Source organism: Acidobacteriota bacterium (assembly GCA_009861545.1).
Taxonomy (GTDB): Bacteria; Acidobacteriota; Vicinamibacteria; order Vicinamibacterales; family UBA8438; genus WTFV01.
In genome coordinates this window covers 30,327-56,520 of the sequence record VXME01000022.1, presented here as the reverse complement: position 1 = coordinate 56,520, position 26,194 = coordinate 30,327, and the positions used below count along the sequence as shown (strand labels likewise).

The following is a 26,194-nucleotide window of genomic DNA, read 5'->3' as shown; positions in this document are numbered from 1 at the left end:
CGCGAGAACATCGGAATCCACGAGAGGAACCAATGACTGCAACTCTCGAACGCTTCTTCGGACTGGCGGAGCGCGGCACCGACGTGCGGACGGAGGTGACGGCGGGCGCGACGACGTTCCTGACGATGGCCTACATCGCCTTCGTCAACCCGCAGATCCTCTCGGACGCGGGCATGCCGTTCGACGCGGTGTTCGTCGCCACGTGTCTCGCGGCGGCGTTCAGCACGCTGGTCATGGGGTTGTACGCCAACTATCCGATCGCGCTGGCGCCGGGGATGGGGCTCAACGCGTTCTTTGCCTACGGCGTGGTGCTCGGCATGGGTCACTCTTGGGAGGTGGCGCTCGGCACGGTCTTCGTCGCCGGCGTGCTCTTCCTCGTCCTGAGCGTGCTGCCGGTGCGACGCTGGATCATCGAGGCGATCCCGCAGGGCCTGAAGCTGGCCATCGCGGCCGGAATCGGGCTGTTCCTGGGCATCATCGCGCTGCGCAACGCCGGCATCATCCAGGCCAGCGAGGCGACACTGGTCACCGCCGGCGAGCTGTTGGCGCCGGGGCCGGTGCTGTCCCTGCTCGGCTTCTGCGCCATCGTGGCCCTTGCAGCGCGACGGGTGCCGGGGGCCGCGCTCATCGGCATGCTGGGCGTCGCCGTCGCTGGCCTCGTCCTGGGCGTCTCCGAGTGGCAGGGCATCGCCTCGCTGCCGCCGGACCCGACGCCGACGCTGCTGGCCCTCGACATCGCCGGCGCGCTGCAGGCGGGCATGGTCGCGGTGATTCTCACCTTCCTGATCGTCGATCTGTTCGACACCACGGGCACGCTGATCGGCGTTGCGCACCAGGCCCGGCTTCTGGACAACCGCGGACAGCTTCCGCGCATGCAGCCGGCGCTGATCGCCGACTCCACGGGCACGGTGGGGGGTGCCCTGCTCGGCACGTCGCCGGTGACGAGCTACATCGAGAGCGCCGCCGGGGCCAGCGCGGGTGGGAGAACGGGGCTGACCGCGGTCGTCGTGTCCCTGCTGTTCCTCGCCTGCCTGTTCTTCGCGCCGCTGGCCGGATCGATCCCGCCCTACGCGACGGCGGCGGCGATCCTCTACGTGGCGTGCCTGATGGCGCGCCCGCTCGTGGACATCGACTGGAGCGACGTCACCGAGTCCGCGGCCGCGATCATGACCGTCATCGCCATCCCGTTGACGTTCTCCATCGCCGACGGCATCGGGCTCGGCTTCCTGACCTACGTGCTGATCAAGGTGATGGCGGGCCGCCGGCACGAGTGCTCGCCGACGCTCATCGCGGTGGCGCTGCTCTTCGCCATCAAGTTCGCCTGGCTGTAGACGGCCGGGGCGTCAGCCGGCGTACGGGTGCAACCGATCCTCCCGCCACGCCCAGGCGGTCGCGATCATCTCGTCGAGCGTCCGGTAGCGCGGCGACCAGTCGAGCACCTCGCGCGCCTGGTCGGCGCTCGCCACCAACCGCGCCGGATCTCCGGCCCTCCGTTCGGTTGCGACCGCGGGAATGGGGTGGCCGGTGACGCGGCGCGCCGCCTCCACCACCTCCCGGTTGGAAAAGCCGGCCCCGTTGCCGAGATTGAAAGCTCCCGATTCGATCCGGTCGATGCGGTCGAGGGCCAGCAGGTGCGCGTCCGCGATGTCGCCGACGTGCACGTAGTCGCGGATGCAGGTGCCGTCCGGCGTGTCGTAGTCGCTGCCGAATAGCCGGATCTCGGGGCGCAGGCCGAGCGCGACCTCCAGCAGGATCGCGATCAGGTGGGTCTCCGGCACGTGGTGCTCGCCCCGCTCCACCGTCGCCCCGCAGGCATTGAAGTAACGGAGAGAAACGTGGCGCAGGCCATAGGCCGACGCGTACCACGGCAGCGCCCGCTCGAACGCCAGCTTCGAGGCGCCATAGGCATTCACCGGCCGCAGCGGCGCGTCCTCGCGGATCGGAATCTCTTCTGGCTCGCCGTAGACCGCCGCGGTCGACGAAAAGACGAGACGGCGCACGCCGGCGGCGCGCATCGCGTCCAGCAGGTTGAGTCCTCCGGTGACGTTGACCTCGAAGAACTTCGCCGGCTCGGTCATCGACTCGCCGACCAGCGCCTCCGCCGCCAGGTGCGCCACGGCGTCCGGTCGCACGGCCAACATCACCTGGGCGAGCCGGGCGCGGTCGCGCAGGTCGCCCTCGAAAAACCCGGCCTCCGCGGGCACGACCGCGCGATGCCCCTGCGAGAGGTCGTCGAGCGCTGCCACCGCGTGCCCGTGCTCGAGCAGACGCTCGGCCACCACGCTACCGATGTATCCGGCCGCGCCGGTCACGAGAACCGTCATGGAATCGTCGAGGCCAATCGTTGCAAGCGTCCGCGGACGGAGCAGGCGCGGGAATCGGTATTATCCATGAGCGTGGCGGCACACCGCAACGATCCGCCACCGGGGAGATCGGTCATGCACGAGGCTCAGGTTCGAGGTCGTCGAGCGCCGCGCCACCGAATCGTCGGCCTGACCCTGCTCGCCGCCGTTGCGTGCACGGTTGCCTCGGCCGGTTGCGCGGGTGGGTCTCCGGAACCCTCGGCGGCGAGCTCCGCCGTCGTCTACGACGGCGCACGGCTCGTCGACGGCACGGGAACGCCCGCGATCGATGCGGCGCGGCTCGTGATCGACGACGGCGCCGTCGCCGCCGTCGGACCGCAGGACGAGGTCGAGTCGCCGCCCGGCGCCACGGTGGTCGACCTGACCGGCAGGACCGTGATGCCGGCGCTGGTCAACCTGCACGGCCACGTCGGGTTCCAGCGGGGGCTCACCTACGACGCCGCGAACTACACCCGGGAGAACATCGTCGACCACCTGAATCGGTATGCGTACTACGGCGTCGGAGTGATCGTCTCGCTCGGCACCGACGCCGGCGACGCGTGGAGCGAGATCCGGCGCGATCAGGAGGCAGGGACGCTCGGCGGCGCCCGCCTCTTCACCGCGGGACGCGGGCTGGCGCGGCCCAACGCCGGTCCCGGCGCGGCGGCGCTGCGGCCTTCCGCCTACGGGGTCACGAGCCAGGAAGAAGGCCGGCGCCAAGTACAGAGGCTCGCGGCCCAGGGCGTGGCGTTCGTCAAGATCTGGGTCGACGACCGGGGCGGCTCGGTCGAGAAGCTCGAGCCGGACCTCTACCGGGCGATCATCGACGAGGCGCATGGTCACGGCCTGGACGTGATCGCCCACGTCTTCTACCACGACGACGCCGAGGAGCTGGTGGCGGCCGGCGTCGACGGCTTCGCCCACCTGGTCCGCGACCGGGAGATGGACGACGCACTCGTGGCGGCCATCGTCGAGAACGACGTCTTCGTGATGCCGAACATCGGCATCTCGGAGCGCGGCCGGCATACGGCGCCGCCGCCGTGGCTCGCAACGCCGATCCTCACGGAGACGGTGGCGCCCGCCGTGCTCGCGCGCGCGACCGACACCTTCGCGAGCCGCGCCGCGGACGCGGCGGAGCGGGCCGCACGCTCGTACGAACAGATGGAACGCAGCCTCGCGAAGCTCCACGCCGCCGGCGCGGAGCTCGTCCTCGGCTCGGATTCCGGCGTCCAGGATCACTTCTACGGCTTCTCGGCGCACCGGGAGCTGGAGCTGATGGTGGTGGCCGGGTTGAACCCGATGGACGCCATCGCAACCGCGACCAGCCGCTCGGCGGACCGCCTGGGACTCGACGACTCGGGCCGCCTGACACCCGGCGCCCGCGCCGACTTCATCGTGCTCGACGCGAACCCGCTGGACGACATCACGAACACGCGACGCATCGCGGACGTCTACCTCGGCGGGTCGGCAGTGGACCGCACAGCGCTGCGGGCCGGCTGGACGGCGCCGTAGCATCGCAGCCCACGGAGACTCTCCCGAGAAAAATCGCCTGCGGCGCTTGCCGCCCAACCGGGCTTGGCGGAAGGTCTACGCCGCTTCTACGGCGCAGACTCCTACCTACCGGAGCAGCTCGTTCAGCCTGGCGTTGCCGCTCCGGCTGACAGGCAGTTGCGTGCCGTCCTTCAGCACGGCGACGGTGCTCTGCCGGGTGGCCGCCTCCAGCCGCGCCAGCCGATCGAGGTTGAGGACGCACGAGCGGTGGATACGCACGAAGCGTTCCGGATCCAGTTGACCCGCCAGGTCCGCCAACGTCTGCTGCTTCAGCAGTTCCCGTCCGCCGACGACGACCCCGACGTAGTCGTCCCGGGCCAGGATGTAGTCGATGCGTCCTACCGGAACGACCTCCACCTGCGCGCCCGAGCGGATCAGGATGCGTTCGCGGCGGGCGCCTTCCGGCCGCGCGCCGGCCACCACCCGGGAGACCGGCGCCCGCTCCGCGCGTGCGAGCCTCGCCCGGGCCTCGTCGAGCGCCTCGGCGAAGCGCGCGGCGGCGAACGGCTTCAGCAGGTAGTCGACGGCGTGTACCTCGAAGGCCCGCAGCGCGTAGGTGTCGTAAGCGGTCACGAAGATCACGTCGACGTCCGCGCCGACGAGCTCGAGCACCTCGAACCCGTCCAGCTTCGGCATCTGCACGTCGAGAAAGAGCAGGTCGGGCCCGAGTTCGGTGACCGCCCGGACCGCCTCGAACCCGTTGGCGCATTCACCGACCACTTCCACGTCCGGGTGCTCGGCGAGGTACTCCAGAATCAGGGCGCGCGACAGCGCCTCGTCGTCCACCACCACCGCCCGGATACGCCGCGGCTGGGCCGTCATGCCGTTCGCTCCCGAACCCCGTCCTCCCGCGGAATGCGGATATCCACCAGGAACAAGTCGTTCTCGAGCCGCCAGCGGGTCTCGCTCCCGCCGCCGAAAGCGGCGGCGAGCCGGCGCTTCACGTTGTCGAGTCCGACCCCCGCACCGGCCCGCGGCGCGGCTTCCGTGTCGACCGGATTCCGGACGCGCAGGTATACGAACCGCGCATCGCACCGCGCCGTCACCGCCACGACGCCGCCGTCGACCAGGGAGTGGATGCCGTGGCGCACAGCGTTCTCGACCAGCGGCTGGAGGACCAACGGCGGAATCGCGCAACCCCCGCATCCAGGTTCCAGTACGACGTCGGCGGCCAGACGCGCACCGAAACGCACCTTTTCGATGTCCAGATACGCCCGGACCATGTCCATTTCCTGTTCGAGCAGTATCCGGTCCCGCGCGCCGAGGCGTACGCTGCTCCGGAAGAAATCGGCCAACAGCAGGCACATGCGCCGCGCGCCGGCGGAATCGGTCGAGGTGAGCGCGCTGAGCGACTGGAGGCTGTTGAAGAGGAAGTGCGGATCGATCTGGGCCCGCAGCGCCTTGAGCTCGGCCTCGCGCGCCAGCACCTCGTAGCCCAGCTCGCGCGCTTCCGCCCGCCGCGCCGTTTCGAAGGCGATCAGCAGGTAGTGCAACATGCCGGAGAACCAGAACAGCAGCACGCCCGCGGCCGGCAGGACGACCGACCGGGCACGGTAGGCGTCGAGCACGCCGGCATCGAACGCCGGCGACCCGACCAGCACGCGCAACCAGCCCTCCCAGACGAACATCCACAGTGCCGTCGCCACGACGGCGGCTCCCGCGTGGGTGCCGAGAATCCGACCCGCGGACCGGGCCGCAAGGGGCGTGGCCCGGCAGACGTACCAGGCCGAGAGGCACACGAACCCGTAGAACACGCTCGGCGGCACCACGACCGCGAGCGCCCCCGGAAAGCGAGCCCCCGGGCCTGCCGCGGACCACGCGACCGCGAACAGCAGACCGAGCAGCACCCACGAAGCCAGATAGAGAAGGCGCCGCTGGCCGGAGGCGAGAATCGGGTGCACGTCAATCCCCGACGTACAGCCGGCCCATCAACACCCCCCCGCGAACGACGAGCCGCGGCGCGCCGGCGGCCGCCTCCCGCCGGGAGGTGTGGACGTCGGCCGCACCGAGAACCGCCTCCACCTCGGAGACGACTCTCCAGTCGTCCGGCACGAGGATCTCGACGCGTCCCATGACCACGTCCACCTCGATGACGACCTCCTCGCCCGCCATCGCCGCGCCGCGCAGGTCGACCTCCAGCCGCCCCATCACGGCAGCGGCCTCACCTCCGAGAAACGCCGCCGACAGATTCCGGTGTTCGACCGAGCCCAGGAACGCCCCGCTGTCGAGCCGGGACGCGTCCTCGCCCCCCGTCGAGTCCCGTGTGGCATCCGACTCGGCGATCACGACGCCAAGCACCATGATCGCCACGATTCCGAGCATTCCGCGCCCAACATAGGGACCTCTGGTCATCGTCTTCTTCCTCGTCGTCACCCGGACCCGCCACGACGTTCAGTTCCTGATCTCGACCCCGCCCATCAGGACCGTTCCCCGCAGCACGAGTCGCTTCGTCGCCGCGGCCGGTCCCCGCGTCTTGTCCTCGACCCCACCCATGATCGGCGTGACCCTGAGCTCCGTCGCCCAATCCTCCGGAATGCGAATCTCCACGCCTCCCATCAGCGCGGAAATCTGGAGCACCGCCCGATCCGCGGCCATGTCCGCCCCGGTGAGGTCGAGCTTGACGCCGCCCATGCACGCCGACGCCCAGCCGCCCCGGAAATCCAACGAGCGGTTCCGGCGCTCCACGCTGCCGAGGAACGCGGAACATCTCTCGGTCGACTCGGTCGATTCGTCCGCCGCGTCCGGAACCGACCTGGCGTGCGATAGCATCCGGAACCCGATCGCCACCAGGATGAGCGGCCAGAGGTCCCAGAGGTCGACGTCGATCACGTACAGGTTGTCCAGCAGCAGCAGGCCGCCGGCGGACGCCAGCAGCGTGCCGCTGACGGCGGCGCCGCGGTCGCGCGCCTCCCACAGATACTTCACGCCGGCCGCGATCAGGATCACCGGCCAGAACCGGAGAACCTGCCAGGGCCGGACGAAACCCAGGTTGTCCAGCAGGAACACGACGCCGAGCGTGATGACCAGCAGCCCGGGCGCGAGGGGGCCGAGCCTGCGTGGGGACTGCCGTCGGTGAACCTGGCCTTCGTCGTTGCCCGCGATGGTGTCCGTCAATCCATGCCTCCCTGAATGATCGTGGACATGCAGTCTGACGGCCGGTCGGCGCGGGCGCCAGGACCAATCGGCGAACGGCGGCTCCGCGCCGGTGAACGGCGACGCGCCGTGCTCGAACCGCAGCGAAGACCTGGTCGGGAGACTCGCGGCGCACCGGCGGATCGGCCACGTGGGTGAGCGGCTCCTACGACCCCGAGTTGAACGGGGAACCCGCCGTCAGGCTGGCGTTCGCGTTCCCCGTGCTGACGGCCGCGCGGTCGGGAACGGTCGCGGCGAGCTCCCGGTCCGCCGGAGCAAGGACCGGGGTCCGGCGGCGGGTAGTGTGCTGCGTTCGTCCGGAAGCGGGATCGGGATTCGAGTCACCTGCCGCCGAGCTTTTGCTCGACCGCCGGAGCCAGCGCTACCGCTTCGTCGATGCAGCGCAGCGCTTCGTCGAGCACGCCGTCCGCGGCCGCCGACCAGGCGCGGTTCAACGTCCGTTCCAGGCGGCTGAATGCATCCATCAGCTCCGCGTAGCGCGCCATGCCCAGCTTGCCTACGAGCGTGTCCCGGCCTTCCACCACCTGCAGCGCCAGCACGGACTGAACGTGGCCTACGCGCTCGATGATGGCGCGCGTCCGGTCGGCATCGGCCCCGAGCGCCGACAGATCGCGCTGGAGCCCGCGGGCGGCAGCGACGATTTCCGCCAGCGCCGCCTGCGGGGCGTCCTGCGGCTGCCGCTTCTCATCGACCTGGCGCGACCGCTGCGCCCGCGCCGTATCCCGCCTGACCAGCACGCTGCCCGCGACCAGCCCGGCCACCGCCAGCACGAAGAGCCAGGCGTGCTGCCAGCGTGCGAAGGCGAACTCCCGGACGCGCACGCGCTGCACGCCCGCCGCGCGCAGGCGCGCCTGCACGTCCGGCGTCAGTTCCGTGCCGGTTGGCGCCAGCGGAACGCGCGCGCCGGCGGCCGACAGCACGAACCCGCCCGCCGCGTCGCGCTGCACGCCCGCCGGTGCATTCAGATGCGCGTAGCCGCTCCCTGTGGCGAGCGCGGAATCGTCCGCGGTGAGGGGCGGGACGTACGCCGTGGTCGCCGCGACGGCGCCCAGCACGAGGCTCACGCCGATGACCAGATACCCGAACGTGCGCACTGCAGTCTCCTCAGCTCGTCAGCCGGTCGCCAGGACGATCATGTTGACGGTCATCGCGAGCAGCGACTCGCCCACAATCAGGCCCGCGGCGAACGGGACACCCCAGTCCTCCGCCCACACCCGACCCTTCCAGCGCGCCACCAGCATGTTGACGACGCAGCCGACGCCGTAGGTGGCGATGGCGGCGAACGGCAGGTACATGCTGAGGCCGACCAGCACGCCGAGACCGCTGAACGTGCTCAGGCCGAGCAGCGCCCCCAGCAGCGCGCCGAGGCCGTACAGCGCGTACGGCATCTCGCCGCCCTGCACGCCGGTGATGACCGCCTGCAGCGCCTGCGCCTGCGGCGCCGTCGTGGGGGTCTCCGGGCCGAACGCCACGCCGAAGCTCTGGCGATTCGCTTCGGCGATCAGCAGCACGACCAGCATCGACACGAGCGGCCCGATGCCCACGACCAGCAGTTCCAGCACCTGCTGCCGCCGCGGCTGCGCGCCCACCAGGTGGCCGGTGCGCAGGTCGGCCATCATGTCGGCGGCCAATGTGATGGCGACGCACAACGCGGCCCCGATCAGCACGGCGCCGACCACCGCCCCCGTGCCGCCGAGCAACATGACGAGCACCACGGTCAGCAGCGCCATGCCCGAGATCGGCGACCAGTCGGTCATGCCGGTGCACTGCGCGATGATGATGCCGGCCAGCCAGATCCACGCCACCCCGACGAGCGCGATGGCCGCCGCGCGCAGCAGCGGCGGGAATCCCGCCAGCCAGCCCGGCCGGGCGTTGTTGCTCAGCAGGTAGTCGTCCTTGCGGGCGGTCTCGTAGCCGTCCCAGGTCCGAGCCGCCTGCTCGCTCGAGAAGCGAATGACGTACCCGCCGTGGGAACGCGTGGCGGTGATCAGAGCGTCGACCTCGGCGTTGAGCACGTTTGCCGCCGCCCGGCGTTCGTCTTCCGACAGGTCGCCCGGGATGTCCGCGACGGACACGGCGCCCACCCATTGGCCGGTGACCGGACAGGTGCGGTTGAACGGCTTCTCCCCCACCACGTAGGCCGCCGCGAACAGCAGGATGCCGGCCAGGATGGCAGCCGTCACCAGCACCGGCAGGCCGAGCTCGTCGCCGCCGCCCCGCACCCTCCCGGCCGCCGCCACGCTCCTCAGCGCGGCCCGGACCGCCGGCAACGACATGACCATGCCCATCATCGCCCCGCCCAACAGCAGGCCGATGCCGAGCGGCCGGTTGAAGGCGCCGAAGCCGTAGGCGGGCGCCTCGTGGGCGGCTACGGACGCCGGCATCCAGCCCATGGCGAAGGCGAAAGGCGTCAGCACGTGATAGGCGAGAATGCCGCCCGCCAGCACGAACAGGCCGGGACGACCGGTGATGTACCCGGCGCCGAGGGCGAACGGCGCGATCCCGAAGATCAACTCGACTTGCGGCGGGAAGCTCAGCAGCCGGCCGGCGTCCAGCGCGCCGGCCGTCAGCACGTCGATGCCGAGCGAGCCGTAGCTGGGCAGCCCGAGTTGCTCGGCCGCAACGAACCAGTACACGGCCGCGCCGGCGCCGATGCCGGCAAGCAGCACGACCGCCTTGCGCGGGCCGGCGCCCGGCGACTTGAGGATGGCCGCCACCCCCGTCCCGGACGGGAATCGCAGGCGCTCGATCTCGATCATCTGCTTGCGCAACGGGATGATGAACGCCGTGCCGAGGATCGCCCCGCCGACCGCGGCCAGCGTTATCAGCCAGAAGTCGGCGCCGTCGGCCGCCAGCGGCAGCCCGAGCAGGAACAGGACCGGAACGGTGAAGATGATGCCGGAGTTGGAAACGTTGACGGCCGACGCGCAGGTCTGCGCGGTGTTGGTCTCGAGAATGGAGCCGCGCCGCAGCACGCCGCGCAGGACGCCGAAGCCGAGCACCGCGGCGATGGCGCTGCCGGTGATGGTGAAGCCGATCTTCAGTCCGGCGTACGTGATCGCCGCGTTCATGACCACGCCGATCACGATCGCGAACAGGATCGCGCTGGCCGTGGCCTCGCGGTAGCGGGTCTGGAAGACGTCCCGGAAGAAGGTCCCCATGGAGGCGTCGTGCAAGTCTAGACGATGCCGGTGGCGGTCAACGTCAACGCTCCAGGAAGATCGCCTTCGGGACGAACGCCGTCACGACCTGCGTCAGGTCGACCGCCTCGGCGACGCGAAAGTCCACCGCGATGCTGGCCAGCGAGAACGCCTGGGGGCCGGTCAGGCCCCGCTCCTCGACGAGGAAGTCGACCGTGGCGACGACCGCCTTGCGCAGGGCGCGGTCGAGATCGAGATCGATTCCCATCAGGATGTCGTGCGTCGCGTTCTCCGCGCGGGGCCCGTCGATGGTCCGGCCCTTGTGGAGCACGAAGCGGAAGTCGCCGCTCAGCGATTGCTCGATGGCCGTCCCGCTCACCTCGCCGTCGCCCTGCACCGAATGCCCATCGCCCACGTAGAAGCGCGCGCCCGGGTGGAAGACCGGCAGGTAGAGCGTGCTGCCCGCGGCCAGATCCTTGACGTCGAGGTTCCCGCCGAACGGCCCGGGCGGCCGCGATGCCTGCACGCCGGGCACGGAGACGCCCGGTTGGCCCACGGTCGGGTTCTCGGGGGCCACCGCCATGACCCCCATGAACGGCGCCAGCGGCACCTGGATGCCGTCGGCGAAGAACGCCACCGCGCGCCCGTCGACATCGCCCGTCCGGATGAAGTGCCGCACCGCCGGCATGTCCATCGGCTCGTCCTCCGGTGAGGTGCCGGGATAACCCGAGCCGAAGACGCCGCTCGTGGGGCTCGTGTTGTTGATGCCGAAGGGCGCCCGGGTGCGCAACGACAGGATCTGCACCTCGAGCATGTCTCCCGGCTCCGCCCCCTCGATGTAGACCGGGCCGGTGATGACGTGTCCGCTGCGTCCCTCGCGCGGCCGATCCGCACGCGTCCGCCAGAAGTCGACCACATCCTGCAGTACTTCGTCCGGCGCCGCACCGAACTGGCCCAGATACTCGACCGGTTCCTCCGCCTGCGTCGTGCCGGCGTGGCTGAGCGTGTCGATGCGCACCGTGTCGCCGGACTGGATCGTCAGCACCGGCGCGCGGTCGATGGGGTACCAGCCCCAGACGACATTCTCCGGGGTCGACCGCACGACGTGGTCCGGGTCGGCCTCCTGGGCGTGCAGAGGTCCCGCACCGACACAGACCATGCCGGCGGCCAGCAACGCGGCGAACAGCGAGCGCTTGTGTGCATGCATGGGCTCCAGCATAGCGCGCGCCGGCGGACCGCGGCATCCGATTCGATGCGCGCGGGCCGGGAACGGGCCGGCGCCGGTATCCCGCAACCCGAGCGGCTACAATGTCGGGACGCGACAACGTTCGGACAGCAGTTCAAGGAGGAACGGCGTGCAAAGAGGTGGACATGGTTGGGGTGCCGCGACGCTGCTGGCGGCGGCCGGACTGCTGGCCGCGAACGGCGCTGCGGCCCAGCAGACGCACGCGGGCGAGTACGCGCAGGCCGACATCAACTACGGCATGCAGGTCTACGGCGAGACCTGCGTCGCGTGCCACGGTCCCGACGGCGACGCCGTCGACGGCGTGAGCCTCCGCACGGGCCAGTTCCGTTCGGCCGGCTCCGACCAGGACCTGATGCGCATCATCAGCGACGGCATCCCCGACACGGCGATGCCGCCCGGCGACTACACCGCGTCGGAGCTCACCGGCCTGGTGGCCTATCTGCGCACGATGGGCGACTTCGAACCCAACGACGTGCTGGTGGGCGATGCCGCCGCTGGCGAGACGATCTACCGCGGCATGGGAGACTGCGCGAGCTGCCACCGCATCGGCGGCGACGGTTCGCGCATCGCCCCGGATCTGACCGACATCGGCGCCGTGCGCAGCGCCGGCTCGCTGGCCGAATCGCTCGTCGATCCGACCAGCGCCATGCTGCCCCGCAACCGCAGCATCCGCGCGGTGGGGAACGACGGCACCGTCTACTCCGGGCGGCGGCTCAACGAGGACACCTACACCGTGCAGCTCGTCGACGAGAACGAGCGGCTCGTTTCGCTCATCAAGGACGACCTGAGCGAGTACACCGTGATCACGACCTCGCCGATGCCCTCGTACGCCGAGATACTGACCGATCAGGAGCGCGCCGACGTGCTGGCGTTCCTCCTCACCCTGAAGGGGATGAACCGATGACCCGCCCGACGCTCGCGACCCTCGCGCTCGCCGCCTTCATGTTCGTCGTCCTGCTGCCGCACCCGGCGGCCGCCCAGGTCACGTTCGAACGGCTGCTCAACGCCGCCGACGAGCCGCACAACTGGCTCACCTATTCCGGCAACTACGAGAGCAACCGCCACTCGACCCTCGACCAGGTCACCGTCGACAACGTCGACCGGCTGGAGTTGCAGTGGGTCTTCCAGGCGCAGTCGCTCCAGGTCTTCCAGACGACGCCGCTCGTGGTGGACGGCATCATGTACATCACCGAGGCGCCCAACACCGTGCTGGCCCTCGACGCGGAGCTCGGCCGCGTCTTCTGGCGCTACGAGTACACCCCCTCGCCGGAATCGCGCCCCTGCTGCGGCCGCGTCAACCGCGGGGTGGCGATCCTCGGCGACACGTTGTTCATGGGCACCATCGACGCGCAGCTCATCGCCATCGACGCGGTCAGCGGCCGGCCGATCTGGCAGACCGCCGTCGCCGACCCGGGAGCGGGCTATGCGTTGACCCTCGCCCCGCTCATCGTCAAGGACAAGGTGATCGTCAGCGTCGCCGGCGGCGAGTACGGCATCCGCGGCTTCATCTCCGCCCACGACCCCGAGACCGGCGAGGAAGAGTGGCGGTTCTACACCATCCCCGGCCCGGGCGAGCCAGGCCACGACACGTGGGAGGGAGACGACTGGCGCTACGGCGGCGCCTCGGCCTGGATCACCGGCTCGTACGACCCCGACGTCGACCTCATCTACTGGGGCATCGGCAATCCCGGTCCCGACTGGAACCCGGCGCAGCGGCCCGGCGACAACCTCTACTCGGACTCGGTGGTCGCGCTCGACCCCGACACCGGCGAGCTGGAGTGGTACTTCCAGTTCACGCCCAACGACCCGTACGACTACGACTCGGTGCAGGTGCCGGTGCTCGCCGACTTCCCGGCCCAGGACGGCGGCACGTTGAAGCTGATGCTCTGGGGCAACCGCAACGGCTTCTTCTACGTGCTCGACCGCGAGACCGGACAGTTCATCAACGGCCGGGAATTCGTCGAGCAGACCTGGGCGGAGGGGCTCGACGACAACGGGCGGCCGATCTTCATCCCGCAGGAGCCGGGGGTCACCACCTATCCCGGCGTACAGGGCGGCACCAACTGGTACTCGCCGTCCTACAGCCCGTCGACGCGGCTGTTCTACCTGTCGGCCTGGGAGGGCTACGGCTCGGTCTTCGAGGCGCAGGAAGTCGAGTACGAGGAGGGACGCCTGTTCCTCGGCGGCCGGCCGGCCCCGCCCGTTCCCGGCGGCGCGCTTCCCAGCCTGGCGCGCGGCCCCATCAACACCTGGACGGAATCCGCGGGCACGGGCGCCGTCATCGCCATCGACCCGACCACCGGCGAGCAGGCCTGGAAGTACGAGATGACGGACGTCACGAGCAGCGGCATCCTGACGACCGCCACCGACGTACTCTTCACCGGGAACCGCGAAGGCTACTTCCACGCCTTCGATGCACGGGACGGCGAGTTGCTCTGGCGGAAGACGCTCGGCGGGATGATCGCCAACGGCCCGATCAGCTACGCGGTCGACGGCCGGCAGTACGTGGCGGTGGCCGCCGGCAACGGGCTGTTCGTCTACGCCCTGCGGGAGGAATAGCGGATCACTCGCAGACGACGCCGTCGCCGTCGCCGTCCCGCATGTAGCGGTACGCCGAATGGCCGCGGGGCACCGGCGCAATGCCGTGGCGCCGGGCCTCGGCGCACGTAATGCGGCCGTTACCGTTGTCGTCCCAGCGCGCGAGGGCCGCCGGGAGATCCGAAGCGGCCGGTCGCCGGGAGGGCCCCGCCGACGCTACCTGCCGCTCGGCGCCGGGCGTGGCGCCCCAGAGGCCGCGGCCAGTCTGCCGCGCCTCGCGCTCGAGTTGCCGGAACCGCTCGAGGTGCTCGAACGGGAACCGCGTGTACGCGTGGCCGTAGCCCTGCCTGATGATCTCCGCGTTCAGGAACGTGCCGTCCGGCAGGTAGACGTACGCGAGGGTCCGCCCGTACCGATCGGTGCGCTCCCAGTCGTACGCGAGCCGCACCCGCTTTCCTTCGACCAGCCTCCGCGTGAAGGCGCTGGCTTCCTTGCCGAAAAACTCGACCGGCCGCCGCGGATCCACGGACTCGGGGGTATCCACGCCAATCAGGCGCACGCGCCCCACGCCGCCGACGATGATCGTGTCGCCGTCGACGACCCGCTCGACGCGCTGCGCTGCCGCCAGTCCAGGGACGACGACGAGAAATCCGACCCCCAGCACTGCTGCAACCGTCCCTCGGGAGAAAGCACCGCTTCGGAGCCAAGCCATCGACCGCCACCCTCCGCCAGCGACCCGGATGGCAGGGATTGCCATCCGACGGCCGCCGGATGGTGGCAATTATCGCGTACTCGGGCCGAAACCCTTCCCGTCGTCGAAGCCTGGGAGATGTCCTGTCGTGTTGCCGGCGGGCTGCCCGTCGAGCGTGCTGAGATGACAACCCTCGCGGCCATCAAGAACGCTCTGGGAAGGCGACGGTAACGGAACTGCTTGCCGGCTACGCCGGTGCGGGCTCGGCCGTCGAGGTCCGCGCGCACTCGGTGAGGTGGGCCAGAGCGGCTCCGACGCCTCCGGACTCGTGCGGAATTCCGGCCAGTGTCAGGCCCATCTCGACGCCCGCCAGCGTACCGAGCAGGCTCAGGTCGTTGAAATCGCCGAGATGGCCGATGCGGAACACCTTGCCGGCGAGTATGCCGAGCCCCACGCCGAGGGCCATGTCGAAGCGGTCGAGGATGACGTCGAGCAGCCGCCCGGCGTCGTGGCCCTCGGGCGTCAGGACGGCGGTGAGCGACGAGCTGTACTCCGTGGGATTGACGCAGAGCAGCTCGAGCCCCCACGTCCGCACCGCGCGACGGGTCGCCTCGGCGTGACGGTCGTGCCGGGCGAACACGTTGTCCAGCCCCTCCGCCTGGAGCATGCGGAGCGCCTCGCGCAGTCCGAAGAGCAGGTTCGTCGCCGGCGTGTAGGGGAAGAAGCCCTTCTCGTTGGCGGCCAGAATCGGTCCCCAGTCCCAGTAGCTGCGCGGCAGCCGGGCCGTGGCATGCGCGGCGAGCGCCTTGTCCCCCACCGCGTTGAAGCTGAGGCCGGGGGGCAGCATCAACCCCTTCTGCGAAGCGCCGACGGTGACGTCGACGCCCCACTCGTCGTGCCGGTAGTCGATGGACGCCAGCGACGAGATCGTGTCGACCAGCAGGAGCGCCGGATGCCGCGCGGCGTCGATGGCGCGGCGGACCGCCGAGATGTCGCTCGCCACCCCGGTCGAAGTCTCGTTGTGGACGACGCAGACCGCCTTGACGGCATGGGCGCCGTCTTCCGCGAGACGCGCCCCGACCTGCGCCGCGTCGACGCCGCACCGCCAGTCGCCCGGCAGGAACAGCGGGTCGAGCCCTAGCCGCGTCGCGATGCCCTTCCAGAGCGTCGCGAAGTGCCCGGTCTCGACCATCAGCACGCGGTCGCCCGGAGACAGCGTGTTGGCGAGCGCCGCCTCCCATGCTCCGGTCCCCGAAGCGGGGAACAACACCACCGGGTGGCGGGTCTGCACGACGGCCGCCATGCCGGCAAGCACCTCGCGAGTCAGGTCGCGGAACGCCGGCCCACGGTGGTCGATGGTCGGCGCCGCCATTGCGCGCAGGACGCGATCGGGCACGTTGGTCGGTCCGGGGATCTGCAGGAAGTGTCGTCCGCTCGCTTGTGACATGGCGCTAATCTAGCGTACCCCGCTTGGCTGCTCCGCGAATCGGGTCGATCTGATTTATCCTCCGCCAGAGGAGCGTCGCGCGGCCACGACACCTGGGCCGTCGGGCGGATCGTGGTCGAATGCCGGAGATTTCGAGGTTTTACGGGATCATCATCAGGATGTTCGCCGAGCCGGGCGCACCGCACCATCGGCCGCACTTCCATGCGTACTACCAGGATTCGACCGCCGTCTTCGGAATCGATCCCGTCGAGTCGATCGGCGGTCACCTGCCACGGGCACAGCAGAGGCTCGTCGAAGCCTGGGCCGAGATCCATCGCGAAGAGTTGGCGACCGACTGGCAGCTCCTGCAGGCCGGCCGGGCGCCGCTCAGAATTGCACCGTTGCGATGAGTCAGGACCGGATGGACCACGCCGTCTACCGCGTCGTTTCGCTCACCGTCGCAGGTCCGTTCGTACTGGACATCCGGTTCGATGACGGGACACAACGAACAATCGATTTCCGGCCCGTATTGCGGGGGGAACTGTACGGCCCGCTTCGCGACGTCACGATGTTCAAGCGGGTCACGATCGACCCGGATACACACACCCTCGTCTGGCCGAACGGTGCGGACTTCGACCCCGCGACGCTTCACGACTGGCCCGATGCGCGAACGCGAATGATCGAGTTGGCCCAATGCTGGGAAGAGAAGGATCGAGAAGAACGCAGCCGCAGCCGGCGGAACGACCCGCGCTCCCGTTGCAGGATCATCGGTGTCGACTACTCAACGAATGATCGCGAAACTGGCATGGCCCTCGCGATCAAGGACGACGATGGTCTCAGCCTGCTGGACGCGACAGTCGGCGGGCAGGATCGACCCGTCCCGTTCGTCCTGCGGGAATGGTTGATCGACTCCGCAGACACCGCACTGATGGCCATCGACGCACCCCTTGGTTGGCCGAGACCGTTGTGGACATCGCTCGAATCGCATTCCGCCGGCTCAGCGATAGACACGCCGGCCGACGACATGTTCGGCCGAGCCACCGACCTCTTCATCAAGGACAACATCAAGAAGCCGCTCGACGTCGGCGCCGACAAGATTGCCCGAACGGCTCATGCAGCCCTTCGCCTTCTGGGCAAGTTGCGAGACGATCTTGGCGTGGCAATCCCGCTTGCCTGGAATCCTGACGACGTTACCGACCATGCGGTGATCGAGGTGTATCCGGCCGCCACCCTGATAGCGCACCGAATCCCCCCGAGCGGTCGTAAGCCGTCAGGCTTCGGATTGCCGAGTTACAAGAAGCCGGACACGCCGAACAAGATCCGGCAACGTCGCGAGATCGTGGATGCGCTGCGAGAGTGGATGACGATCCCGCAAGAACAGGTTGAAGCTCTGTGCGGCAACGACGACCTGCTGGACGCGGCCGTGTGCGTACTGGCCGCACAGGACTTTCTCACGGGACGCGCCGTCCCGCCGATTGATCGATGCCTCGCGGAACGCGAAGGCTGGATCTGGACGGCGCTGCCCGGAGGCGCGATTTATACTGCGCCGCATGGGTGACCTCCGGACCGATCTCGAAGCGCGGCTCGCCGGCGAGGTTCGCTTCGACGCGGTGTCCCGCGCGCTGTACTCGACCGACGCCAGCGTCTACCAGATCCAGCCACTCGGGGCGGCGGTCGTCCGCTCGCGCGAGGACGTGCTGGCGGCCCTCGAGTGCGCCCGCGCCCACGGCTGCTCGGTCACCGCCCGCGGGGGCGGCACGTCCCAGGCCGGACAGGCGATCGGCGCCGGCCTGCAGATCGACACCTCGAAGTACTTCAACCGGGTCCTCGAGGTGAACGTCGAGGAGCGCTGGGCGCGCGTAGAGCCGGGCATCGTGCTCGACGAGCTGAACGCGCAGCTCGCGCCGCACCGCCTGCGGTTCGCACCCGACATCTCCACGGCCAGCCGCGCGACCATCGGCGGCATGATCTCGAACAACTCGAGCGGCGCGCGGTCGGTGCGCTACGGCAAGACCATCGACCACGTGCTCGATCTGCACGTCGCGCTGGCCGACGGCTCGGTCGCCCACCTGCGGCCGCTCACGGCCGAGGAGCTGGAAGCGGCCTGCGCGGCGGACACCTTCGAGGGCGCCTGCTACCGCACCGTCCGCGAGACGGCCGCCCGGCACGTGGAAGAGATCGACCGGCGGTACCCGAAAATCCTGCGCCGGGTGGGCGGCTACAACCTCGACGCGTTCGCCCCGGCGGGCAACGGAAATGCCGCTGCGCCCTTCAACCTGGCGAAGCTGATCGTCGGCTCCGAGGGCACGCTCGGCCTCATCCTCGAAGCCCGTCTCAAGCTGGTGCCGCTGCCGAAGGCCAAGGCGGTGCTGACCATCGAGTACGACGACCTGCTCGACGCGCTCGGAGAGACCCCGGCGATCCTGGCCCACGATCCGTCCGCCGTCGAGGTGATGGACCGTTCGATCCTCGACCATGCCCGGGAGAATCCGGCCCTCGACGCGATGCGGCGCGCCGTGCTCGGCACCGATTGCGGCGCGCTGCTGTGCGTGGAGCTGTACGGCGACTCGGCGCAGGAGCTCCGCCCGCGCCTCAACCGGCTCGAGTCGAACATCCGCGCCCGCGGCATCGCGAGGCATACGGCCTGCGCCGTCGCGCCGGCCGATCAAGCCCGCATCTGGAAGCTGCGCGAGTCGTCGCTCGGCCTCTCGATGGCGATGAAGGGAGACGCCAAGAGCATCTCGTTCGTCGAGGACACCGCGGTCGCCCCGGAGAGGCTGCGCGACTTCATCGAGCGGTTCCTCGAGGTGATCCGGCGGCACGGCACGACGGCCGGCGTGTACGCGCACGCCTCGGTCGGCTGCCTGCACGTGCGGCCGGTCGTCAACCTGAAGACGGCGGCCGGCGTCCAGCAGTTCGAGGCGATTGCGAACGAGGTGGCGGACCTGGTGCTGGAGTTCGGCGGCGCCCTCTCCGGCGAGCATGGCGACGGCCTGGTGCGCGGGCCGTTCATGGAGCGCATGTTCGGCCCGGATCTGTACGAAGCCTTTCGTACCATCAAGCGCACGTTCGACCCGGACGGGCTGTTCAACCCGGGCAAGATCGTCGACGCGCCGCCTTTGACCGCCAACCTGCGCTACGGCCCGGAATACCGGACGCCGGACCCCGACGCCGTCTTCGACCACGGAGATCACGGCGGGCTCGGGCGCGCGGTGGAGATGTGCAGCGGCGTCGGCGCCTGCCGCAAGACCCTCAGCGGCACGATGTGCCCGTCCTACATGGCGACGCGCGACGAGGCGCACTCGACGCGGGGGCGGGCCAACACGCTGCGCCTCGCGATGAACGGGGCGCTCGGCAACGGCAGCGGTTCCCACGACGCCGGTCTCGGGGACCGCGAAGTCTACGACGTGCTCGACCTCTGCCTGGAATGCCGGGCGTGCAAGACCGAGTGCCCCGTCGGCGTCGATATGGCGCGCTTCAAGAGCGAGTTCCTGGCCGACTACTGGCGGCGGAACGGCACGCCGTTGCGGGCCCGCGCCCTCGGGCACATCCGCACGCTGTCGGCGCTGGCCAGTCGCGCGGCGCCGCTCGTCAACCCGTGGCTGGAACGGGACTGGGTACGGGCGCTCAACGAGAGGCTCTTCGGCATCGACCGGCGCCGTTCGCTGCCCCGCTGGGCGTCGCGCACGCTGGCCCGGGCCTGGCGGAAACGCGCGGCCGGAAACCGCGCGCGGTCCGGAGCCCCGGACGCGGTCCTGTTCAACGACACGTTCACCAACTACTACGATCCGCAGATCGGACTGGCGGCGGCGGACGTTCTGGAGGCAGCCGGGCTGTCGGTCGGCCTGGCGCCGCACGCCTGCTGCGGCCGGCCCCTCATCTCGCAGGGCCTGCTGGCCGCCGCCCGCGACCGGGCCGCGAACGTCGTGCGCCGCCTGCATCCGCTGGCCGCGGCCGGGACCCCGATCGTGCTGCTGGAGCCGAGCTGCCTTTCCGCTCTCAAGGACGACGTACCGGATCTGCTGCGCGGCGAGGCGCAGCAACGGGCGCGCGAGGTGGCCTCCGCGTGCGTGCTCTTCGAGGACTACCTGAGCCGGCGTCTCACGGATGGAGACGCCACGCTGGCGCTGCGGTCCGGGCCGGACGAGATTCTGCTGCACGGCCATTGCCACCAGAAGTCCCTGGGCCTGGTCGCCCCGGCCCAGGCGCTCCTCGAGCGCATCCCGGGGGCGCGCGTCACGGATCTCGACTCCGGGTGCTGCGGCATGGCCGGCTCGTTCGGCTACGCGCGCGAGCACTTCGACATCTCGCAGCAGATCGGAGAGAGGCGGCTGCTGCCGGCCGCCCGCGCGCTCGAATCACAGCAGGTCCTCGTGGCCGCCGGCACGTCGTGCCGCCATCAGGTCCATGACTTCACCGGCGTTGACGCCCAGCACCCGGCGGTGCTGCTGCAGTCTCTCCTCGAACGCTGACCGCCGGACTGACGACGCGCGTTCTTTCCGGGGTAGCCGGCTGCGGAGACACTGTTGCGGCGCGGCGCGATGCGCGTAGAATGAGGTGCCGGAGGAACGTCATCCATGCCGATCTACGAGTATCGCTGCCGCGCCTGCGACCACGAGTTCGAGGCCGTCGTCATCCCGAAGGGCAATCCGCCGGCGTGCCCCGCCTGCGCCAGCGGCGATCTCGAGCGCTTGATCTCGCAGTTCGCTGTCAGCTCCGACGGCACGCGGGAGATGAACCTCAAGTCGGCACGCAAGCAGGCGGCGAAGATCCGCAAGGACAAGCAGGTCGCCGAGCACGAAGCGATCCACCACCACCATCACTGACGACGCGACGGGCACGGCGGCACCGCGAACCGACCTGTACGGCTCGACGGCGCAGCCGGTTCCCGCCTCCCGGTATGGAGGTTGGCCGGCGGAAGGGATATCCCATCCTCGCAAGGCCGCTTCTATTCCGCAATCGACGACCAGTCTTCGACCAGGTGCGCCGCGGAACGCCACCCCAGCCCCTGGGCCGTCAGCGTCGGGTTGTGCGACCCGCTCGTCCCCATCACCGAGGCGCCGAGAATGCCGAGATTCGGGACCTCGTGGGAGAAACCCCAGCGGTCGACGACGTTGGTCTCCGGGTCGTCCCCCATCCGCGTACCGCCGTAGGCGTGGGTGGACGGGCCCATCGTCCCGAGGCCCTGGCGGATGATCTCGACGGCGCCGGCGGCGCGGAACCACTCCACCATCCGGTCCTGCACGAACGTCGCGATGCGGCGCTCGTTGTCCTTGAAGTCGGCGGTGATGCGGCAGACCGGATCGCCCAGCGGGTCCGTCACCGTCGGATGCAGGTCCAGATAGTTGTCCTCGTAAGGCAGCGTCGACTTCTGGATGTAGCAGTTGGTCCAGCGGTCGGCGTTGTCGGCCACGAAAGCCTTCCACGCCGAGCCCCAGCGCGGAACGCGCCCGAAGGTGGGCATGCGGGCCGCCGCGATCGGCCGGCGGTCCGAGTAGATCCACAGGTTGCCGCCGCCGATGAAGTCGAGGTCCGCGTGGTCGAAGTTGTCGGCCGCCCAGTCGTCGATCGCGACGCCCTGCGCCGGCAGCCCGTACCAGCGGTTGAGCCGGTGCGGGAAGAGCGCCAGCACACCGGCCCCGGTGGCGTGCGTCATGTAGTGGCGGCCGACCTGGCCGCCGTTGTTCGACAGGCCGTCGGGATACGCGGGCGACTTCGAGAGGAGCATCAGGCGGACGTTCTCGTAGGTGTAACCGGCCAGCAGGACGACGTCTGCCGGCTGCACGTACTCCTCGCCGTCCTTGATGTAGCTGACGCCGGTCGCGCGACCCTCGCCGTCCACCGCGACGCGCCGGACGTGCGCCTCGGTCACCACCTGCAGGCGTCCGGTTTCCTGCGCGCGGGGGATCGTCGAGACGGCGGTCGAGTTCTTCGCGTCGAGGTGGCAGCCGCCGCGGTCGCAGAAGCCGTGATAGGCGCACGCCGCGCGGTTCTGGTAACGCACGGAGTTGACCGCCGCCGGTCCGGGAAACGGATGCCAGCCGAGCCCGCGGGCCGCGTCGGCCATCTGCTCGATGAAGCCGGTCCAGCGCAACGGGGGCATCGGATACGGTCGGCGCCGCGGCCCCTCGAAGACGTTGCCCCGCTCGTCGATCTCGCCGCCGACGTTGCCGGCCTGCCCGGAGACGCCGATCGCGTGCTCGACCCGGTCGTAGTACGCCTCGAGCTCGTCGAGTCCGAAGGGCCAGTCCTCGACCGTCGACCCCACCGGCAACCTCGACGCGCCGTAGCGCCGCGAGGTGGCGCTGACGACCTCGAAGTCCCAGGGACTGAGCCGCCAGCTCTGCGCCCAGTAGTGCAGCGACGTGCCGCCGACCGCGTTCATCATCGGGTGCAGCGCGCCGCGCGGCGAATCGGGCGACGACGCGGTGCGGCGATGCACCGGGATCTCGCGGTTCGCCTTCTGTACCGACTCGGGCCAGCCGCGGTAGTTGTTGAACAACTCGTCCGGCGCATGATCGCGCGCGCGCAGCCAGGAGCCGGCCTCCAGACCCACCACGTCCATGCCGGCCTCGGCGAGCGGCAGCACCGCGACGCCGCCCACGGCCCCGAGCCCGACGACCACCACATCCCGTTTCGGAAGTTCAACGGCCACGGGTCCTCCGTTCGCGGGCGGCGCTGAACGCCGGAAAATCGTAGGCGGACACCTGCCGCTCCGGCGGCATCCGGTCGATCCGCTGCAGGTCCGGGGTGACCACCGTGCGGACGCCCGGGTAGCCGAGCATCCGCCAGCCGATGAAGTCGACGTTGCCGCCGTGGGCCGGGTCCGAAAAGGTGCCCTGGCTCGTATGGGTCAGCAGCAGGTTGAAGAAGCCGGCCGCGCCGGGTCCGAACTCGGGTGCGGCGTTGGCCTCCACGTTCCGGAGCAGTGCATCCTGATCGGCCGCGTCGAGCGCCGCGAAGTGCATCCCCCGCAACGACCGCGCGTACCGGTCGAGCGCCGCGAGGCCGCCGCGGTACGCCTCCAGCGATCCGGCGAGCGGCCCGGCCAGGGCCCGATCGATGTAGGTCGCCGCACCCGCTTCGAGCGCGCCGGGCCCGCGCTCGTCGGACGGAATGAGCCGCGCGACCACGGCCCGCAACGTCGCTCCCTCGCCGGCGGCGAGCGTCTCGAACGACTCGGCCGTCGACTGGGCCGCGACGGCCGCCGACCCCGGAGCGGGCAGGGTCGCCGCCGCACCCGCCACCACCACCCGCTTGAGCATCTCACGCCGCGACAGATCAGCCATCGTGCCTCCGCGCCCCACCGGGGCGTCGCTCTCTTATACCCGGCCGCGTCCCCGCGGAACAAGTGCGGATCGGCGGTATCATCCGTATCCGTCGACTTCGCGCACGGCTCACCCGAGCCGTATCCGCCACGTTCGCCCACGGCTCACGCAAGGAGGTCCCATGCGCATCGGAATCATCACACTCGCCGCAGCGCTGACGGCCGGCGTCGCCACCGCCCAGGAGGCCGACTCCCCCGGCGCCGGCGACGTCGCGCCGCCCGAGGGCTTCCGCGCCAACCGGTCCTCCTACAGCGCGATCATGGACGTCATCCGGTCGAAACAGGCCGCGGCGGAGGTCAGCGACGAGGATCTCTCGCGGCTCGGCGAGATGCAGCTCGAGGACATCTGGCGCTCGCTCGGCGACTACCGCACGAACTACGTGCGCGGCTTCCGGGCGACGCAGCCCGGCCACCGCGTCGCGGGTCGCGCGCTGACGATGCGCTTCCTGCCGCCGCGCCCGGACCTGGTGGCTGCCATCGATCAACTCGCGGCCGAGGGCGACTGGGACCGCCGCTACTACGCGCGCGCGGCCGAGGAGGCCCGGCCGGGCGACGTGGTGGTCGCCGAACTGGGCGGGGCGGACGGGCACGTGCTGTTCGGCGGCATGGGGGCGCTCGGCATCAGGTTGCGCGGGGCGGCCGGGGTGGTCATCGACGGCGGTAGCCGGGACCTCGCCGAGCTGGTCGGACCGGCCTTCGCCGACTTCCCGGTTTTCGCCCGCTTCTTCGACGTCACCACAACGAGTTGGCTGGGCGTCGAGTGGAACGCCCCGGTCCGCATCGGGACGGCCACGGTACTGCCGGGGGATGTCGTCGTGGCGGACGAAACCGGCGTGCTGTTCTTCCCACCGGCGCTGGTGCCCGACGTGCTGCGGGCCGCCGAGGAGCAGGCGGCGCTCGAGGAGCACGAACGGGAACTGCTGCGGTCCGGCGAGCACCGTTTCCGCGACGTCTACCCGCTGTCCCCGGCCCTCCGCCGCGAGTACGAACGCGACCGGTAGGGCCCGGCCGCGAGCCGAACGCCACCGATAGCGTCTCGGTGCGCGCCGGGCGCTACCGGTCGGGGCCGGGCCGGGGCTTGCGCCGGACCCGCATCGTGGGCCATACTGCGGATCCCCCAAGGGGCCGTCAGCCCGATGCGGGCGCCCCGGATGCGGCTCGTGGCTCGGCGTCAGCACTGTCGGCCCGGGCGATTCCGTCGGACTCGAACAGTCCGTGGAAACAGGGCTACGTTGCACCGAGGTCGGCGGGGTATCCGCATCGCCCGGCGCGGCGGGGTCGGCGCTTCGATGTGAAGCGCGGCTTCGACCGGCCCCGCGATGACCCCTCGCCGCGCGTTCGTAGCGGAGCCTCAACACGGACGACGATTGGCGTGCGCTCGTGTAGCGCCGCCGGAGGCAGGCACATGAACACGCCCACGATGTCAGCGTCGTCGGAGCGGCGACGAGTGAAGTACATCCGACGACTGGATCAGGTGCCCGAGATCCCCTCGGACGAGATCGCGCGGCTGCAGCCGGTGACCGAGGAGTACGTCTTCCGCGCCAACGACTACTACCTGCACCTGATCGACTGGGACGATCCCGACGACCCGATCAGGCAGTTGATCATTCCGCGCCAGGAGGAGCTGAACGACTGGGGCCGGCTCGACGCCAGCAACGAGAGCGCGGTGACCGTCGCGCGCGGGGTGCAGCACAAGTACGTCGACACCGTGCTGCTGCTGTGCAACGAGGTCTGCGGCGCCTACTGCCGCTACTGCTTCCGCAAGCGGCTGTTCATGGACGACAACGACGAGGTGACCAACGACGTCAGCGCGGGGCTGGCGTACATCGCCGAGCACCCGGAGGTCACCAACGTCCTGCTGACCGGCGGCGACCCGCTGCTGATGAGCACGCGGCGGCTGGTCGAGATCTTCGAGGCGTTGCGCGGCATCGAGCACGTCCGCATCATCCGCATCGGATCGAAGATGCCGGCGTTCGACCCGTGGCGCGTCCGGCGCGACGAAGAGTTGCAGGCGGCGTTCCGGAAGTACTCGACGCCGGAGAAGCGCATCTACCTGATGGCGCACTTCGATCACCCGCGCGAGCTGACCGACGACGCGATCATCGGCATCGACACCTGCCTCCGCAACGGCGTCATCTGCGTGAACCAGTGCCCGTTGATCAGGGGCATCAACGACGACCCGGACGTGCTTGCCGAGATGTACTCGAAGCTCTCCTACATCGGCTGCCCCCCGTACTATCTGTTCCAGGGACGGCCGACGGCGGGCAACGAGCCCTACGAGGTGCCGATCGTGCGCGGCTGGCACATCTTCCAGGAGGCGCTCCGGCGGGGCTCCGGGCTCGCGCGGCGGGCGAAGTACTGCATGTCGCACGAGACCGGCAAGGTAGAGATCGTCGGCGTCGACGAAGAGCGGATCTACCTGCGCTATCACCAGGCCAAGAACCCCGACGACCTGAGCCGCTTCTTCGTGCGCCGGCGCGACGACGACGCGTACTGGCTGGATCAGCTCGAGCCGGTCGAGGCCGAGCTCGCCTGCGCCAACTGAACGCCGGAATGGCGACGGAGACGGAATTCCGCAGCACGTCGAACGGGGCCGAGACCGTCATCCACCGGCGCGACTGCGTTGCCGGCATGCAGGAGCTGCTATCCAGTAGGCCCGGTGCCCGGCGACACCACTCCGGCGCAACGCCTCGGGCAACACCCGGCTGGGGCATGTTCAGGAAGAGTGCCCCGCTACGTGTCAGTACCCGGTTTCAGTTCCTTCCCACAGGAGATACTCC

The 26,194-nt window shown here is 70.1% G+C and carries 22 protein-coding genes; 10 read left to right on the top strand and 12 right to left on the bottom strand.

What is annotated here, in order from left to right:
• Positions 1-32: 32 nt before the first annotated feature.
• Complete coding sequence (locus tag F4X11_03360) at positions 33-1,331, top strand: NCS2 family permease (GenBank protein MYN64052.1); 1,299 nt, start codon at positions 33-35, stop codon at positions 1,329-1,331.
• Positions 1,332-1,343: 12 nt separating this feature from the next.
• On the opposite strand, the gene galE is transcribed toward F4X11_03360, so the two are convergent.
• Entirely contained in the window at positions 1,344-2,324 is a 981-nt protein-coding gene (galE, locus tag F4X11_03355; protein MYN64051.1) for a UDP-glucose 4-epimerase GalE, read from the bottom strand.
• Between galE and F4X11_03350 the strand changes: the two genes are divergently transcribed.
• Positions 2,214-3,854: an amidohydrolase family protein gene (locus tag F4X11_03350; GenBank protein ID MYN64050.1), complete on the top strand. Its 1,641-nt coding sequence runs from the start codon at positions 2,214-2,216 to the stop codon at positions 3,852-3,854. The two genes, galE and F4X11_03350, sit on opposite strands and share 111 nt — an antisense overlap.
• A 105-nt stretch (positions 3,855-3,959) precedes the next feature.
• Here the strand turns inward: F4X11_03350 and F4X11_03345 are convergent, their stop codons facing one another.
• The 7 genes from F4X11_03345 to F4X11_03315 all read right to left on the bottom strand — a co-directional run bounded on the left by F4X11_03345 (position 3,960) and on the right by F4X11_03315 (position 11,405).
• A complete protein-coding gene (locus F4X11_03345; GenBank protein ID MYN64049.1) occupies positions 3,960-4,694 on the bottom strand; it encodes a response regulator transcription factor in 735 nt (244 codons plus the stop codon).
• A gap of 17 nt (positions 4,695-4,711) precedes the next feature.
• Complete coding sequence (locus F4X11_03340; GenBank protein MYN64048.1) at positions 4,712-5,794, bottom strand: sensor histidine kinase; 1,083 nt, start codon at positions 5,792-5,794, stop codon at positions 4,712-4,714.
• 1 nt (position 5,795) lies between these two features.
• On the bottom strand, positions 5,796-6,245 hold the full coding sequence (locus F4X11_03335) for a hypothetical protein (protein MYN64047.1): 450 nt from the start codon (positions 6,243-6,245) through the stop codon (positions 5,796-5,798).
• A 39-nt stretch (positions 6,246-6,284) separates the two neighbouring features.
• The gene (locus F4X11_03330) at positions 6,285-7,007 is read right to left on the bottom strand and encodes a hypothetical protein (protein MYN64046.1); all 723 of its coding nucleotides are present in this window, start codon (positions 7,005-7,007) and stop codon (positions 6,285-6,287) included.
• Between the two features lie 359 nt (positions 7,008-7,366).
• On the bottom strand, positions 7,367-8,140 hold the full coding sequence (locus tag F4X11_03325) for a hypothetical protein (protein ID MYN64045.1): 774 nt from the start codon (positions 8,138-8,140) through the stop codon (positions 7,367-7,369).
• Between the two features lie 18 nt (positions 8,141-8,158).
• Positions 8,159-10,207 carry a hypothetical protein gene (locus tag F4X11_03320; protein MYN64044.1) on the bottom strand — a complete coding sequence of 683 codons (2,049 nt, stop codon included), beginning with the start codon at positions 10,205-10,207 and terminating at the stop codon, positions 8,159-8,161.
• A 43-nt stretch (positions 10,208-10,250) separates the two neighbouring features.
• Positions 10,251-11,405, bottom strand: a complete 1,155-nt coding sequence (locus F4X11_03315) for an acetamidase (GenBank protein ID MYN64043.1) — start codon at positions 11,403-11,405, stop codon at positions 10,251-10,253.
• On the opposite strand from F4X11_03315, the gene F4X11_03310 reads away from it, so the two are divergent.
• A complete protein-coding gene (locus F4X11_03310; protein MYN64042.1) occupies positions 11,041-12,336 on the top strand; it encodes a c-type cytochrome in 1,296 nt (431 codons plus the stop codon). The genes F4X11_03315 and F4X11_03310 overlap by 365 nt on opposite strands.
• Positions 12,333-13,991 (top strand): PQQ-dependent dehydrogenase, methanol/ethanol family, encoded by a 1,659-nt coding sequence (locus F4X11_03305; protein MYN64041.1) that lies wholly within the window; start codon positions 12,333-12,335, stop codon positions 13,989-13,991. Before F4X11_03310 ends, F4X11_03305 begins: the two co-directional genes overlap by 4 nt.
• A gap of 4 nt (positions 13,992-13,995) precedes the next feature.
• Here the strand turns inward: F4X11_03305 and F4X11_03300 are convergent, their stop codons facing one another.
• Together F4X11_03300 and F4X11_03295 are read right to left on the bottom strand one after the other, a co-directional pair.
• Positions 13,996-14,727, bottom strand: coding sequence for a hypothetical protein (locus tag F4X11_03300; protein ID MYN64040.1), 732 nt, complete (start codon positions 14,725-14,727; stop codon positions 13,996-13,998).
• A 181-nt stretch (positions 14,728-14,908) separates the two neighbouring features.
• Positions 14,909-16,108, bottom strand: a complete 1,200-nt coding sequence (locus F4X11_03295) for an aminotransferase class V-fold PLP-dependent enzyme (GenBank protein MYN64039.1) — start codon at positions 16,106-16,108, stop codon at positions 14,909-14,911.
• A 158-nt stretch (positions 16,109-16,266) separates the two neighbouring features.
• Between F4X11_03295 and F4X11_03290 the strand changes: the two genes are divergently transcribed.
• The 4 genes from F4X11_03290 (at position 16,267) to F4X11_03275 (ending at position 20,913) form a co-directional block, all read left to right on the top strand.
• Entirely contained in the window at positions 16,267-16,497 is a 231-nt protein-coding gene (locus tag F4X11_03290; GenBank protein ID MYN64038.1) for a DUF4160 domain-containing protein, read from the top strand.
• 11 nt (positions 16,498-16,508) lie between these two features.
• A complete protein-coding gene (locus F4X11_03285) occupies positions 16,509-17,645 on the top strand; it encodes a DUF429 domain-containing protein (GenBank protein MYN64037.1) in 1,137 nt (378 codons plus the stop codon).
• A complete protein-coding gene (locus F4X11_03280; protein ID MYN64036.1) occupies positions 17,638-20,559 on the top strand; it encodes an FAD-binding protein in 2,922 nt (973 codons plus the stop codon). The genes F4X11_03285 and F4X11_03280 overlap by 8 nt, the downstream gene beginning before the upstream one ends.
• Positions 20,560-20,664: 105 nt before the next feature.
• On the top strand, positions 20,665-20,913 hold the full coding sequence (locus tag F4X11_03275) for a zinc ribbon domain-containing protein (GenBank protein MYN64035.1): 249 nt from the start codon (positions 20,665-20,667) through the stop codon (positions 20,911-20,913).
• Between the two features lie 122 nt (positions 20,914-21,035).
• Here the strand turns inward: F4X11_03275 and F4X11_03270 are convergent, their stop codons facing one another.
• Positions 21,036-22,742, bottom strand: coding sequence for a GMC family oxidoreductase (locus F4X11_03270; GenBank protein MYN64034.1), 1,707 nt, complete (start codon positions 22,740-22,742; stop codon positions 21,036-21,038).
• Complete coding sequence (locus tag F4X11_03265; GenBank protein ID MYN64033.1) at positions 22,732-23,376, bottom strand: gluconate 2-dehydrogenase subunit 3 family protein; 645 nt, start codon at positions 23,374-23,376, stop codon at positions 22,732-22,734. Before F4X11_03265 ends, F4X11_03270 begins: the two co-directional genes overlap by 11 nt.
• Here F4X11_03265 and F4X11_03260 point away from each other — a divergent pair.
• A complete protein-coding gene (locus tag F4X11_03260; GenBank protein ID MYN64032.1) occupies positions 23,204-24,415 on the top strand; it encodes a hypothetical protein in 1,212 nt (403 codons plus the stop codon). The genes F4X11_03265 and F4X11_03260 overlap by 173 nt on opposite strands.
• A 419-nt stretch (positions 24,416-24,834) precedes the next feature.
• On the top strand, positions 24,835-25,959 hold the full coding sequence (locus F4X11_03255) for a 4Fe-4S cluster-binding domain-containing protein (GenBank protein ID MYN64031.1): 1,125 nt from the start codon (positions 24,835-24,837) through the stop codon (positions 25,957-25,959).
• The last annotated feature ends 235 nt before the right edge of the window (positions 25,960-26,194 follow it).